At 43.8% G+C, this 14,055-nt stretch carries 10 protein-coding genes; 2 read left to right on the top strand and 8 right to left on the bottom strand.

Going from position 1 to position 14,055, the window contains the following annotated elements; all coding sequences use genetic code 11:
• Positions 1–14: 14 nt before the first annotated feature.
• From HB679_RS09650 to HB679_RS09640, 3 genes are all read right to left on the bottom strand, one after another.
• On the bottom strand, positions 15–2,213 hold the full coding sequence (locus HB679_RS09650) for a GH92 family glycosyl hydrolase (protein ID WP_214071753.1): 2,199 nt from the start codon (positions 2,211–2,213) through the stop codon (positions 15–17).
• Positions 2,214–2,426: 213 nt separating this feature from the next.
• A complete protein-coding gene (locus HB679_RS09645; RefSeq protein ID WP_214071752.1) occupies positions 2,427–3,554 on the bottom strand; it encodes a glycoside hydrolase family 76 protein in 1,128 nt (375 codons plus the stop codon).
• A gap of 63 nt (positions 3,555–3,617) precedes the next feature.
• Complete coding sequence (locus HB679_RS09640; RefSeq protein ID WP_214071751.1) at positions 3,618–5,909, bottom strand: hypothetical protein; 2,292 nt, start codon at positions 5,907–5,909, stop codon at positions 3,618–3,620.
• A gap of 246 nt (positions 5,910–6,155) precedes the next feature.
• Between HB679_RS09640 and HB679_RS09635 the strand changes: the two genes are divergently transcribed.
• Positions 6,156–7,097: a sugar phosphate isomerase/epimerase gene (locus HB679_RS09635; RefSeq protein ID WP_214071750.1), complete on the top strand. Its 942-nt coding sequence runs from the start codon at positions 6,156–6,158 to the stop codon at positions 7,095–7,097.
• A gap of 269 nt (positions 7,098–7,366) precedes the next feature.
• Here the strand turns inward: HB679_RS09635 and HB679_RS09630 are convergent, their stop codons facing one another.
• The 5 genes from HB679_RS09630 to HB679_RS09610 form a co-directional block, all read right to left on the bottom strand.
• A complete protein-coding gene (locus tag HB679_RS09630; RefSeq protein WP_214071749.1) occupies positions 7,367–7,783 on the bottom strand; it encodes an arsenate reductase ArsC in 417 nt (138 codons plus the stop codon).
• Positions 7,784–7,917: 134 nt separating this feature from the next.
• A complete protein-coding gene (locus HB679_RS09625) occupies positions 7,918–8,451 on the bottom strand; it encodes a DUF6428 family protein (protein WP_214071748.1) in 534 nt (177 codons plus the stop codon).
• A gap of 38 nt (positions 8,452–8,489) precedes the next feature.
• Complete coding sequence (locus HB679_RS09620; protein ID WP_214071747.1) at positions 8,490–8,819, bottom strand: metalloregulator ArsR/SmtB family transcription factor; 330 nt, start codon at positions 8,817–8,819, stop codon at positions 8,490–8,492.
• Between the two features lie 206 nt (positions 8,820–9,025).
• Positions 9,026–11,326, bottom strand: coding sequence for a S9 family peptidase (locus HB679_RS09615; protein ID WP_255547568.1), 2,301 nt, complete (start codon positions 11,324–11,326; stop codon positions 9,026–9,028).
• A gap of 162 nt (positions 11,327–11,488) precedes the next feature.
• On the bottom strand, positions 11,489–13,036 hold the full coding sequence (locus tag HB679_RS09610; protein WP_214071746.1) for a carbohydrate-binding domain-containing protein: 1,548 nt from the start codon (positions 13,034–13,036) through the stop codon (positions 11,489–11,491).
• A 391-nt stretch (positions 13,037–13,427) separates the two neighbouring features.
• On the opposite strand from HB679_RS09610, the gene HB679_RS09605 reads away from it, so the two are divergent.
• Entirely contained in the window at positions 13,428–13,979 is a 552-nt protein-coding gene (locus HB679_RS09605; RefSeq protein ID WP_214071745.1) for a ferritin, read from the top strand.
• Positions 13,980–14,055 lie beyond the last annotated feature (76 nt).

The raw sequence follows: 14,055 nt of genomic DNA, 5'->3' as shown, positions 1-14,055 counted from the left end.
TCGTTACCGATATCTTATTGCGTAGATATAGTTAACGTTTGTCCCTTTTTCAAATCTGCATCACTGATAAAATAGCCCTTAACTTTTTTGCCTGTCCAACTGATGTCGGTAATTTTACGACCATGACCCTTCTTAATAATGGTGGTTGTTTTATCGTTTAATTTCAACGTAACCTTATCAAACAGCGGTACGGTAACAATATAACTCGGATCGGCCGGCGAGAAGGTGTAAAAACCCATCGCATTAAACACAAACCAAGCAGACATCTCGCCTGCGTCGTCCATACCCGCATACGCCAGGTGATCTTTGCCCATATCATAATAATGGTTCATGATGCTATCCAGATATAGCTGCGCTTTGGGTTGATTGCCTGTAAAGTAATAGTAATAAGTGGTGCTATGATCTGGCTGATTACCCTGGCAATAGTTACCAATAAAGCCCGACATATTATCGGCTTCGTGACCATCATAAGGGGTGGCATACATGGCGTCCAGCTTTTTCTCGGCAGCAGCCTTGCTACCGAAAAGCGAGATTAATCCATTAGGGTCCTGTGGCGCAAAGAATGTCGACTCCCACGCATTTGATTCACGGTACATATACTCATAATACACATAGTTAGGGTCGAAATTCCTGACCCAGCTACCATCTGCCAAACGGCCTTCCATAAAACCGGTCGCCGGGTTGAAAACGTTTTTGTAGTTCTTGGTGCGCTTCATCAGCATTTCGTAATTAGCGTTGTCGCCAAGGGCTTTTCCTAATTGGGCAGTCGCATAATCATCATAGGCATATTCCAGGGTCTTGGTAACTGCCGCTTTACGCACGGTGTTTACCACGGGGTGTTCAACTTCATCCTCTGCTATGTAGCCTTTCGTGTTATATTCATCCACATATTTGCGGGTGCCTTCTACCGTCGCATTTTTTAGCATCAGCTGATAAGCATTTTTTGCGTCATAATCGCGCAGCCCACGCGTGTAAGCACCAGTGATGATAGCCGAGGCATGGTCGCCATGAAAGAAAGTCGGCATAAAGCCTTTGGCGTTTCCCATGTCGATCATGGTTTTAATTACATCGTTCATCACCTTTGGCGATAGCAAGCCCAGTAATTCGTCTTTATTGCGGTAATCATCCCAGATTGATGGCAGGGTATAATAGTTAAAGCCTTTGTTTACTACATTTCCGTTGGCATCGGTAAAATCGCCATTGATATCGCTGCGTAGCGCGGGCCATAAAAAGGAACGGTAAAAGGTAGAATAGAATAATCCTTTCTGTTTAGCTGTACCGCCTGTAACAGTAATTTTCGACAACAAGTTCTCCCAGGTTTGGTTAGCTTCTGATCTTACCTGTGCAAAGGTTTTGTTCAGCATTTCTTTCTCCAGATTGGCTTTGGCATTGGCGACGCTAACGAATGAGAAGCCGATCTTCAGTTCCAATACATCAGATCCGCCATTAGCAAAACTGAGCACCGGTGTTTTTTTAGGCCCCGGAGGCGATAAGTTTTTTTGGCGAGCACCAGCCGGTCTGCCCATTGGATTGGTTGCCGATGTCAAAGTATCTATCGAAATTATTTTATGATTGGCGACTGCATAGAAATACATTTTTTCGCCTGCTGCCTGGTATCCGCTGATGATATTGTCGCTTTCTTTATTGATCTTCCAATCGTGCACGCGTTCGTTTGACATGGCCAGATCAGCGATCAGTTTTTTATTGGCGCCCGGTTTGTAGGTGTATTTATGGAAAGCGCAACGCAAGGTTGAGGTCATTTCGGCATTAACACCGTAACGCGGCAGGTAAACCTGGTAATAGCCCGGATGCGCGGTTTCATTTTTATGGCTAAAGGCCGATTTATAATCGTCGGCAGTAAAGTTACTGCCAGATGCCGGCATTAGTGGGATATAACATAAATTCCAGTGACCTTTACTGGTATGCGCAAAGCCGTAAATCACGGTATCTTCATACTGATAACCCGAACCGCTATGAAACTGGCTCACCGGCGTTAATTGCACCATAGCATTAGGTACCGACGAACCCGGAAACACTTCGGCACCCCAGCTGCGATGTGTAGGCACGAAACCCAGATCCTTCGGGTCCCACAATGTGGCGGTACCTAGCAATGGATTAACATAGGAAGTTAAAGGTTTTGATTTGGCCGATTTTTGGGCATAAGAAAAACCCGAAATCAGCAAAATCATGGCAGCCAGCGCAACTCTTTTCATAGTATCAAGAATTAGATTTATTGGTATTTGGTTATAATAGCAACCCGAAGGTAGGCAGTTTTGTTGATGGTGTTTTGTAAAATTCCGGGTACAGTTGGACGTCAATTATAAATTGTCATTGCGAGCGTAGCGTGGCAATCGCAAGGACAGAAGACAACAAGTGCATAGTTCGCGATTGCTTCGTCGTTCCTCCTCGCAATGACATAATAAAATCTACCCTTTCAAATCATAACGCTTCTCCAGCCAGGCATATCTTGCCAGTATCTCCAGTAAACCACCATGGTCTACCAGGTTACGCACACCGTCGCGGCCGGTGAATAAACCTATGTCGTTCTTTTGATTCTGCAAGGTATAGTCTAAAGCTTTTTTAAAGCCAATGATGTACTTAGTGTCTTTGTTATATTTAAGCAGATGCTGATAAGCTCTTAACAGTACTGCATTGAACCAATAATCGTCACGAAATTTACCATTACCATAAAAGAACGTCAATGATGCATCGGCAACAGTATTAGCCTCGTCCAGGTATTTTTTCTCTTTGGTAATCTCATACAAATAAATATAAGCTTCCAGCGGGGTACCGGTATTGTAGGACAGGATGCCTTTGCCAATGCTTCCATCTTTGGTACGGATATTATCCCAGTATAAATTCTCAGGGCTTTTCAGTTTGGCGTCGGTCCAGTTAACAATTTTGATGGCGGTGTCCAGGTAGGCTTTGTTTTTGGTAGCTTCATACAATTGCAAAGCCACCAAAGCACCAGGGCCATTGGAACAGGTGTTCTTTGAGCTTAAATCGCCCTCCTTCCAATAAATGCCGCCGCCCAGCACCTGATCATGGCCGGTCATGATAAAATCGTACATGGCTTTACCTAAATCAAAATCTACTTTCTTTTTAGTACGGTCGTAAGCATCTAAAGAGGCTATGCCGATCCACTCGTTATCGTCATAATAACGCTCACCGGGTTTTAGGTTCATAATGTAGTCGGTAAATCCCGGAGCAGGTGGCGCGGGGCTGTAATACTCATACATCAATTTACGCATTGGCTCCATCAGGTTTGCTTTTGGCTCCAGCTTTTCAATCTCGTTTGCCGCCTGGTACATGGCGCAGTACGACCATAGATAAGTATAATCCCGAATGTAACCGTTTTTATGTTCGCGCTTCGCAGGATCAAGTTCTACAAAGTAATTGCCTGATTTTGGATCATGGAAATTAGTTTCGATAGCCGTTTGTAGCGACTTCATTTCTTTATAGTAATGGCCGTCTTGCGCTTGCGCCGAAGACACCAAGCCGGAAACAAACGTTAGTAATAAAGCAAAAATTAAGCTGCGCTTTTGGGTATTCATATTTTTTAGTTTAGTATAGATTATATCGTTTTCAATATTTTTAAATAAACGCCGGGATCAAAATTACCAGCTTAAGGTTATTTTTATGCCGTTGGGATCATTATCAAAACCCAGAAAAAGTGTCCTGGTAGTAGTATTCCAGGATTGTTTAACATCCGCCAGCGGTTTGCCGTTCGCGTCAGACACCACAACCTTTTTAGGCTGACCAGGCAGCAGTACGCGCATGGCATTCATAGTATTCAGCGGGCTTTTAGCCACAAAGCTATATTTGCTTTTGCTTAGCTGTTCGTCATAAATACGAGCAGCCGTAGCCAGCACCTGTGGTTTTTGTTTATTGGCGACTCTGTCAACGTTATAAAAATAGCCTTGTTCGCCAGGTTTGATCTGCTTTTCGCTGATAACAGGCAGGGTAGGATCATACAGATCAATCAGCTTACCTTTAATAGTATACGGCTCATCACTCATTCCCTCATTCATTACCGATACAATATCATACGGACCACGGGCCAGGTACAGGCTATTTTTGTATTCAATCTTCTGGCCCGTAGCTGTCTGATATAACGGCTCTACATGCTCCAACAATTCGCCATCGCGATCGCTTTCCATTACATATTCTTTCGGGTCGCGTCGAATAATACAAACCTTACCTTTACCCACACTATAAGTTCCGGCTTTTGGACTAGTGCCGATGCCTAATTTTTCGAACAGGTTATCAGCCGGGCAACGATATTTCTCGCCGTCTTTGTTCCACCACTCCTGCACCGTTTGGAACGGATCATCATCGCGACCAGAATAGACAATCACGCCGCCACCTTTAACCCATTTAACCAGTTGTTCATGCGCCTGTTCGGTCGGTGGTTTCATGTTCGAGTAACTCATTAATAAAACCCTGGTATCTTTCAAAGCTTTTTCAAAACCCAAATTTTCTATGTGGACAATGTCAACCGGCACTCCCCTCTCTAAAAAAGGCGACGCCTCGCCGAAGAAGTTAGACAGTTGCGGGTCCATCAGCTTATTATTGCTTGGCACGCGGTTAAACATGCCTGATGTCTCATAAAAATTAGAAAAATAAGGGTCGGCCCAGGCCTTGCCGTCATCATGCGTTGGCAGGCGCTGAAACATCATGGAGTTACCCATCAGCACACTCACGCCCTGAGAGCCTGAAGTTTTATTAGCGGATACGGGCATATCCAATAAAGAATTAATCATCACCATCATTTGTGTCGAATAGCTCTTTGGCATTCCTGCACGCTCATTACTGGTTTGGCTCACAAAGTATTTGCCGTCAAAAATGCGATCGGGCCATGGCATTACCTCGTAGTTGTTAATGTCGGGGAAGAAAAGTTCGGCCGTAAAGGTGGTCTGATAATTCTTTTTATAATCGCTCCAATCGCGGCGGGTATCTTCAACCGGGTCGTTCTCAAAAAACAGTTTCCGGCCGGTTGGCGCCGTCATAGATTTCATGCAGCAATATTCCAGGAAAGCGGTCTCGAACGAACGCTCTTTGGCTACGCCATTAAAATAAGTTGGTTCACGCGCGGTACCTGTCCACGATTGAACGATGTAACCGTCCACACAATCCAATGAAGCCAAACTGGCCTCCGGACTAACAATTTGCCACATAGAATAATTGATCAAAGAATGCGTAGGCACATAACAGCGCACATTCATGCCCTTGCTTTTACCATATTCTTTGGCGTAAGTAAACGATTCCTTTAAAGCCCGGTAAAACAGGTAATATTTCAATTTATTAGACAAATAAGTATTCTCTGCCGATTCGTGCTGCGGACGCCATTCAAATCCATAATAGTCTTTCCACTCACGTTTAAAGGCTTCGCTGTAGCCGGATTTTGCCCAAAACTCAGGCTCTTCCAGATAAATAGCATCTACACCGGCATCTATCACTTTTTTGATTACCTGCTCTTTATAGTATTTCAAAAAGTTCATCGTCGGCACTACGTAAGGCATATTTTTACCATGCCATACGGTATCGCCGTTCATCATTTTCTGGCCTTCGTCAAAATGCTGCTTGCCATCCCACTTACCGTTAAAATAATCCTGGTACCCGCCCCAGGCCATACCCGTCATGAAAGCCACTTTATAACCATGGTCGCGGAATGATTTTATACGTTGCTCAAACTGCCCGGGCTTGCCGCCATCGCCATAAACAATAGCAACGTCGGCACGTAAGTCGGTGGTCGGCTTCCAGGTTCCCCCGGTTTGAAAGGTTGTTTTTTCGGTGTTGGGAATGGCCGGTATAGATTTATCCTGCGCTTGTACACCTGAAACTGCAAATAGTATAATAGCGGCAATAGCTACAGTAATTATTTTTTTATGCTGATGAATAGCTGACATTAAATATTGTACTAGTTTATATTAGGCTAACTGGAATTAATTGTGGCAATATATTCATCGAAACAATTAGTCAGCAATTCTACCATTTATACGCAAGCATCCAAAATAAATTCTGCAACATTGGCTTTACACAGAAGTTTATATCTATTAGTTCAATCGTAACAGTTTTACTACAGGTTAGGCAGCTAAGTTTAAATTTCTAAATTTGAATCTCCAGTTTAAAACCAAGTAAAAATTATTATTGATATGAAGAACTCTCAAATATCCAGACGACGCTTTCTGGGCACTGGTGCCCTTGCTGCTACTGGCATGGTATTTTTGTCTAAAGCATCATTTGCCAGCCGTATTTTAGGTGCCGATGGTAAACCAAACTCAGTAATTGCCGGTGTACAGATAGGCGTGATCACCTACTCATTCAGAAGTATGCCTTCGTCTATCGATGATCTGCTGAAATACTGCCTGGCTTGCAACATCAACGCTATCGAACTAATGGGTGATGCTCCGGAAGCGTACGCAGGAATACCTAAACACGAAAAGGGCCAGTCGCGCGAGGACCACGATAAAGCTGTTGCTCAATGGCGCGCTACCGTGTCAATGGATAAATTCAAAGAGATCCGTAAAATGTATGCCGATGCAGGCGTGACCATTTACGCATGGAAACCAAGCGCGCTTGACCCACACAATACCGATGAGGAGATCATTTACGCATTCAATGCCGGTAAAGCCTTAGGTGCCAGTCACTGCACTGTGGAGTTAGGCGATTCTGCCCAAACCAAACGCCTGGGCGATTTGGCAACCGAGCATAAAATGAAAGTGGGCTATCACGCCCATACCCAGGCTACCCCTACTTTGTGGGATACGGCTTTGAGCCAGTCGAAATACAACTGCATTAACCTGGATGCAGGTCACTACGCATCAGGCACCAGCAGCAGCCCGGTGCCGTTTATTGAAAAATATCACGACCGTATTGTGAGCATGCACTTAAAGGACCGCAAATTCCATGACGGACCAAACGAACCGTGGGGACAAGGTGATACGCCTTTGGCAGATATACTGCATTTGGTAAGAGACAAGAAATACAAGTTCCCGGTTACTATCGAGCAGGAGTATGATATCCCTAAAGGATCTGACGCTGTTGCCGAGGTTAAAAAATGCCGCGACTTTGCGGAGCAAGCTTTGAAAGCGTAAGCTTTTACCCTTTGAAATAACTAATAAGAAGCCGTCATCGCGAGCGAGGTACGAGCGTGGCGATCTCTGATGAGGGCCGCTTATCCGGAGATTGCCACGCTACGCTCGCAATGACGTGGTGGATAGGGTGGATTTTATTTCAATTAACTGTAAAGAATATAACAAATCGTCATCGCGAGCGAGGTACGAGCGTGGCGATCTCTGATGAGGCCGCTTATCCGGAGATTGCCATGCTACGCTCGCAATGACGTGGTGGAGAGGCTGAAATTTTATTTCAGATTGCCACTTACAAAATTACGGCTGTACTCTTTAATCATATCCCGTACATCGCGAAACTGCACTATCACTTCCTCTTCTGATCCAACAGCTTTTGCCGGATCAGGGAAATTATAATGAAACTTAACGGCATTCGAAGGAAAGTATGGGCAGTTTTCTTTGGCATTATCGCAAACGGTAATAACAAAATCAAAGTCGACATTTATATATTCGTCGATATTATTAGAGGTGTGTTGAGAGATATCTACACCGTCCTCTTTCATTACTTGAATAGCTTTGGGGTTGACACCATGGGTTTCAATACCTGCGCTGTAAACATTGGCTTTATTACCTGCGAAGTGTCTTAGATAACCCTCGGCTATCTGGCTGCGGCAACTGTTGCCGGTACAAAGTACTAGTATATTTTTCATGTTAATTTTAAACAAATAACCAGATCAGGTTGATGATGCAAAACTTAGCATCCCAACCAAAAATGAGCTGTAAAACCATTACCGAAGACGTAATAATGATTGGCTTTTTATATCTTATTAAACTATCAACCATCTTAACAACAACCTGATGCCGGGGTACAGCAACTATTATTTACTGCAAGATTTTTTAACTCAACTTTAGTTTTTACCGCTGGTGTACCGCATGTTTGTCCCCTACCGGTTGCCTTGCATTGCGTGCGATCCGGATTTAAGATAACTATCAAATTTTCACCGTCGATCTCCAACTCGCCCGGATACATTTGCCGGGTATCAAATTCTGAATTACCAAACTCAATCTTTACCACAGCAAGTGGATCTAACGGCAACGCTTTTTCAACAAGATTAATGATAGACATTGCCTTGGTTACTTTCATTGCCTGCTCCGACTCTGATGAGGATGGCTCCCACAACTGAACGATAACTTCTGTCCAGGCATCGAGCTTACCACCGCAATCTACCGAGGTTATCTGCGACTGTTTAATCTCTGTGATGTGGTATGATGCCTCCACCATTTTGTCAGGCGCGTATTGAAATTGAAGTGTGAGGTCTGGATTAGTTTGCAAAGTTTCTTTAAAGCTTCGCCAGTTCATGAATGTTGTATTTTCCATATCTATTGCAATATTACGATGAATAAATTCAAATTTTTTTAACAGCAGTTTTGGCTGCCTTTATAAGCTTCTAAAAAGCCACCTAGCTGCGCCGATATCAATTGCCATGTTTCGGGATTGATACAATAGCAAGTTTTTACGCCTTCAATTGTTCCCTGTATAATACCGGCATTTTTTAATTCTTTTAGATGCTGCGATATCGTGGCTTGTGCCAGGCCTAATTCGTCAACCAAATCGCCGCAGATACAGGCATTTGCCGCAATAATGTGCTGCAAAATGGCAATACGTGCCGGATGCGCTATGGCCTTTAGCAGCATTGCCAGCTCATTTTGTTCGTTCGAGAATATTTCCGTTTTAGTAGCGCCCATATATCAATCGCAATATTACGATAAATATCTTAAAATAAAAACTTTTTAAAATAACACCCGTCATCCCGAGCGAGGAACGAGCGTGGCGATCTCTGATGAGGCCGCTTATCCGGAAATTGCTACGCTCGCAATGACGAGATTGAGAAAGAAAACAAAAAAAGCGGATAACCAAATGGTTATCCGCTTTAAATAGCAGTTTAGTCTTACTATTTTGAAGCGCCCAGCGGGTAATCAACCGGTGGCTCAGCACCCAGCAAATTCTTTACAAAATAATCCCAACGGCGGCGCATCATGTAGAATGAGTACTGGCCATAACCGTGTGGGCTGTTTGGAAAGATTACTAAATCAAAGCTCTTATTAGCTTTCTCCAAGGCCTCGGCTACCAGCAGGGTATTCTGCGGCGGCACATTATCGTCCATTAAGCCATGAACCAGCATGAGTTTGCCTTTCAGGTTTTTTGCCAGATTCTCGTTGGCTTGCTCTTCGTAATTGGCATTTTCTAACAAACCATTGTAGCGTTCGCCCCAGTTATCTTCGTAATTGCGGTTATCATGATTGCCTGATTCGGCTATACCCACTTTAAAGAAATCAGGATATCTAAACATTGCGCCCGCAGTAGCAAAACCACCACCTGAGTGTCCCCAAATACCAACTTTATCCAAATCTATATATGGATATTTAGCAGCCAGTTGTTTAATGCCGGTCACTTGATCTGCCAAAGTATTTGCAGCCATATCGCCATAAGCCATGTCATGGAAACTTTTTGAACGTAATGGATTGCTGGTACCTTCAATTTCAACAACCACAAAGCCTAACTCGGCAAGCGCGCCATTGTCGCCGCGCGTAGCCACAAACGACCAATTACCCACACTACCACCCTGCGGGCCAGGATAGATATAGTCAATAACAGGATATTTCTTATTGGGGTCTAACTTGGCAGGCACATACATTAACCCATAAATATCGGTTTTGCCGTCTGCAGCTTTTACTGAGAATGGAACACAGGGTTTCCAACCCGTAGCTACCAATTTAGAAATATCGGCTTTCTCTAATTCAATCAACTGCTTACCCTTCGCGTCGCGGATAACAGTTACCGGCGGAACATCAGGCTTTGAATAAGTATCTACGATATATTTGCCTTGCGGCGATAAGCTGGCGGTGTGATTACCAGCGTTTGGAGTTAGTACTGTAAATCCTTTACCATCCAGACCTACTTTGCATAGTTGGCTAAAATATGGGTTCTCGGCTTCCAACCCGTCAGCAGTAAAATACACCGTGCGTGTCTTTTCATCAACCTTCACTACGTTAGTAACTACAAAATCGCCTTTGGTTACCTGGTTCTTTAATTTACCGGTGGCAGCATCATATAGATATAGATGTCCCCAGTTATCGCGCTCAGAGAACCACAGTATCTCGTTGGTTTTGCTTAGATACCTCCAGTTCACATCATCCCAGCCAGATTCGAATTGCGTTTTAGATGTCTCGGTAAATATCTCGCGCACCGCACCGGTAGCAGCATCGGCCATACGTACTTTTTCAACTTTATGGTCGCGGTTGGTTGATGCAAACACCAGTTTGGTGGCATCATCGCTCCAATATACATCAGCCCAGCCATCACCGCCTTTAATATCATCACTTACGGTAGAGCGGTGCGGATCAGGGTCGCATTGCAGTTTAATCACTTTCGGATTATCTACATCAATGATCACACGGGTAAGCATCGGTATTTCTGTATCACCAGGGAATGGATACTTCCATTCGCTTAGCTTTGGTGCGCCTACTTTGGTGCTTACCAGGTACATATTGTTTACCTTACGCTCGTCCTGCTGAAACGTAGCTATCTTTTTTGAATCGGGCGACCAAACCAGTATCGCCATATCGCTTTTTGCCCAGCCTGAGTTGTCGGTGGCATAGCCGTCGTCTTTAACGCCGTTAGTAGTTAGCTGCGTTTCCTGGCCGCTTTTTACATCGCGTACCCATAAATTAAAGTCCCTGATGAAAGCTACCTTTTGTCCGTCCGGCGAAGCCACCTCATTATAAGCAGCACGACGTCCGCCTGTATGTGTTGGTTTTACCGGGCTGGCATCAGCAACAACTTTATCATCCTCATATTTCCATTGTTTGCCTTCTGCGCTAAAGGTTACCCCTTTGCCGTTGTCTGTAAAAGCGATTTTGACAAAAGGCAAATCATTAGCGAGATATTTCTTTCCGGTAGCTGCAGATAAAGCTGCGGCCAGTTTCTGGTGATCAAAAGCCGGAGCCTTTTTGCCGGTAGCGGGATCGACCAAAATAAACTGGCTCCCTTCAGAAGCACCGGTATGGTAATAAAACCGATCATCGGGCAACCAAACCGGTCGCGTGCCGGTGCCTGTAATTAAAGATGAGGTATTGTAACCCAAGCGGCTTTCGGCCCGGGCGTAGTCCTGGGCAGTTATAGCGGGAGTTTGTTGCGCGTCGGCAGTCAGCGCTACGGCCATAGGTATGGCCAGAAGTAGAAACTTATTCATTGCGTTTAATAAGACAGTTATTTTAGGAGAGCAATATACGGCTATTAATAATTTTTTCAAGGCTTTATCGTCGGGGACTCACCCGATCGGCGCGTGCCAAGTTTTCACAAAAAAAGCGGATAGCTTTTCAACTATCCGCCTTATATAATAATCCGCTTACTATTAATTTGTAGTAATGGTGCCGCCAACTTTGGTAACTACGCTGCCAGTGGTAAATGTAGCGGCAGACTTAGTACCGGCAGTATAAGTACCTGCAGTAAAGAATCCATTAAAACTAATACCTGAAGCAATACTACCTGCGGTATAAACATTATATGATGTATTGGTTTTAAGTTTAGCACTGGCAAAAACTAATGTGCCGTAAGCAACCGGTGCCTGGAAAGTTAAAGCCTCAACACCACTTACCGACTCGATATGAATTAACTGTGCAGTACCTGCACCTAAAATAACAGAGTTTACGGTCGAACTGGTGCTTGGGGCACTGGTGCTGCCTCCGGTTGCAATTACCTGGCCGCCTGTGATTTTCAGCTGGCGGGTATCGCAATCTAAGCCTGACTCTGTTACCGGAGCGCCAATGGCTACTACAGTACCACCGTTAATATCTAATACACCGTTCGAGTCAAATCCGTCATTGGCCGAACTCAGTGCATACATTTTACCACCGTTAATAAAAATGGCAGAGTCTGCTTTAAATGCGTCGTCGCTGGCGCTTGAGTTGATGGTGCCTTTATTAATAGTTAAACTGCCTTTGCTTGAAATACCTTCGTCTGTGGTTGATTTGACGATGATGTTACCACCATTGATGATAATGTAACGGGCAACAGATCCATCAGTATCATCATATGAGGTTACAATGCCTTTACCTACTGAAGTGATATTTAACGCGCCACCATTAATAATGATCTCGCCTTCTTCAGCTTCAATACCATCGCTGGCAGAATTGATTACGATAGTGCCTCCGTCAACAATAACGCCGTCATTAGTATGGATGCCATCGCTTTTCGAGTTTAATACATTGATTTTACCGGTGCTTACACGAATGTAATCATCGCTGCAAATAGCGTGTTTGTTGTTCCCTGTGACATTAAGTGTACCATTTCCGCTAAATATCAGTTGGCCTTCTGTGAAGATGGTACCTTTTTGATCTTCACCATTAGGCGCGGTTGCGTAAACGGCGCCATCGGCAAGCGTATTTGTTGTACCGTCGGCCACCACCAGGAATGCTCTTTTTTTAGATTGCAGGTTTATTGCAGGGCCTACCGGGTTAATGAGGTTAAGATTATTTAAAGTAACCAAGTATTTTTTGTCGCTATAAACTTTAAAAGAGCCGGTAGCCGATGTACCGGTTAAATTATAAGCTACACCCGTAGCTGTTGCGGTAACCACTACATTGCCGCCTGTTTGAGCAATAGACACGCCCGACGTAGTAGCCGGGCTGATAGTAGCGTTGCCGGTGGCGTTAAAAGTTATGGTAATTGTGGTAGGGAAATCAGTCGAAGCATAAGTATCGTCAACATCGGCGCCGGTATAATTTAAACCTTCGGCTGTGCCGGTAGTTATGCCGGTGCTGTCAATTGTTGCCGTAGCAGGTTTTTGCGTGCCACCATTGTTGGGGGCCGTGCTTTTTTTACAACTGGTTACGCCAATTAAAGCAATACCAAGTACAGGGAGCAATACCAGGTTACGCAGGGAGTAAAATTGGTTTTTCATTTTTAATAGATTTAAATTGATAATTGTAATTGTTTAGATCAAGAGCCGTTGACGCTCTGTGATTTTGGTTTTAATTGGTTAAAGGTATATCTAATCAATAAGCCGCTATGTAAAGTTGTTGTTAGTAACTTACGTGGCGTTAGGTAACCAAAAAATGCATGTAGCATAGTTTGCACGCCTTTTCGGTTATACGTAATTAGGGGGGTATTATTATATAAGCGGGGTATTTCTAATATTGTTTTAATCTGTTAATGAGCGGTTAACAAGCTTTGTCACTTATCTAAAAGTACACTTCGTCAACCAATTCACAACAAATTTGGGATGAATATAAACATTAAGAATAAAATAAAAAGTCTTAAAACTATTAAGCCCCTTACTGGTTTAAATTTTTATGGAAACCAACAGATTATCACCTAAAATTGCCCAAGCTCTTAATGACCAAATGACCAACGAAGCGCATAATGCTCAGATCTACCTGGCATATGCTTCATGGGCCGCCGATAAAGGTTACGACGGCATATCGAACTTTCTGTTCAGACATGCTAACGAGGAGCGTAACCACATGATGAAATTTCTGGAATACATTTTAAAACGCGGAGCAAAAGTGGTAATCGCAAGTATCCCTGCACCAGGCCCCGACCCGCTAAGCGTTAACGATTGCTTTGAGAAAGTTTTTCAATCTGAAGTAGAAAATACAACCAAAATATACGCCATAGTTGATCTGAGCATGGCCGAGAAAGACTGGGCCACCTGGAACTTTATACAATGGTTTGTAAAAGAACAAACCGAAGAAGAGACTCTGGCGCTTGACCTGTTAAGTAAAATTAAAGTGGCAGGTGGTGCTAATGCTAAAAATGACGCGCTTTATCAATTGGATATGGAATTAAAAAACACGCCGGACGACGCCACCCTGGCACAAGATGTTACGGTAGAAAAACCGTAATTACAGCTATCTGTAAATGTTTTGTAAAAAAGGGCGAATGATAATATCATTCGCCCTTTTTGATTTTTTTATTCTG

This window comes from Mucilaginibacter sp. dw_454 (assembly GCF_018449775.1).
Taxonomy (GTDB): Bacteria; Bacteroidota; Bacteroidia; order Sphingobacteriales; family Sphingobacteriaceae; genus Mucilaginibacter.
This window is presented reverse-complemented; position numbering and strand designations above follow the sequence as displayed.

Bases quoted from the DNA above. Each gene is read 5' to 3' on its own strand.
- HB679_RS09605 (WP_214071745.1), top strand. From the start codon at position 13,428: ATGGAAACCAACAGATTATCACCTAAAATTGCCCAAGCTCTTAATGAC.
- HB679_RS09630 (WP_214071749.1), bottom strand. From the start codon at position 7,783: ATGAAAAATATACTAGTACTTTGTACCGGCAACAGTTGCCGCAGCCAG.
- HB679_RS09650 (WP_214071753.1), bottom strand. From the start codon at position 2,213: ATGAAAAGAGTTGCGCTGGCTGCCATGATTTTGCTGATTTCGGGTTTT.
- HB679_RS09625 (WP_214071748.1), bottom strand. From the start codon at position 8,451: ATGGAAAATACAACATTCATGAACTGGCGAAGCTTTAAAGAAACTTTG.
- HB679_RS09610 (WP_214071746.1), bottom strand. From the start codon at position 13,036: ATGAAAAACCAATTTTACTCCCTGCGTAACCTGGTATTGCTCCCTGTA.
- HB679_RS09645 (WP_214071752.1), bottom strand. From the start codon at position 3,554: ATGAATACCCAAAAGCGCAGCTTAATTTTTGCTTTATTACTAACGTTT.
- HB679_RS09615 (WP_255547568.1), bottom strand. From the start codon at position 11,326: ATGAATAAGTTTCTACTTCTGGCCATACCTATGGCCGTAGCGCTGACT.
- HB679_RS09640 (WP_214071751.1), bottom strand. From the start codon at position 5,909: ATGTCAGCTATTCATCAGCATAAAAAAATAATTACTGTAGCTATTGCC.
- HB679_RS09635 (WP_214071750.1), top strand. From the start codon at position 6,156: ATGAAGAACTCTCAAATATCCAGACGACGCTTTCTGGGCACTGGTGCC.
- HB679_RS09620 (WP_214071747.1), bottom strand. From the start codon at position 8,819: ATGGGCGCTACTAAAACGGAAATATTCTCGAACGAACAAAATGAGCTG.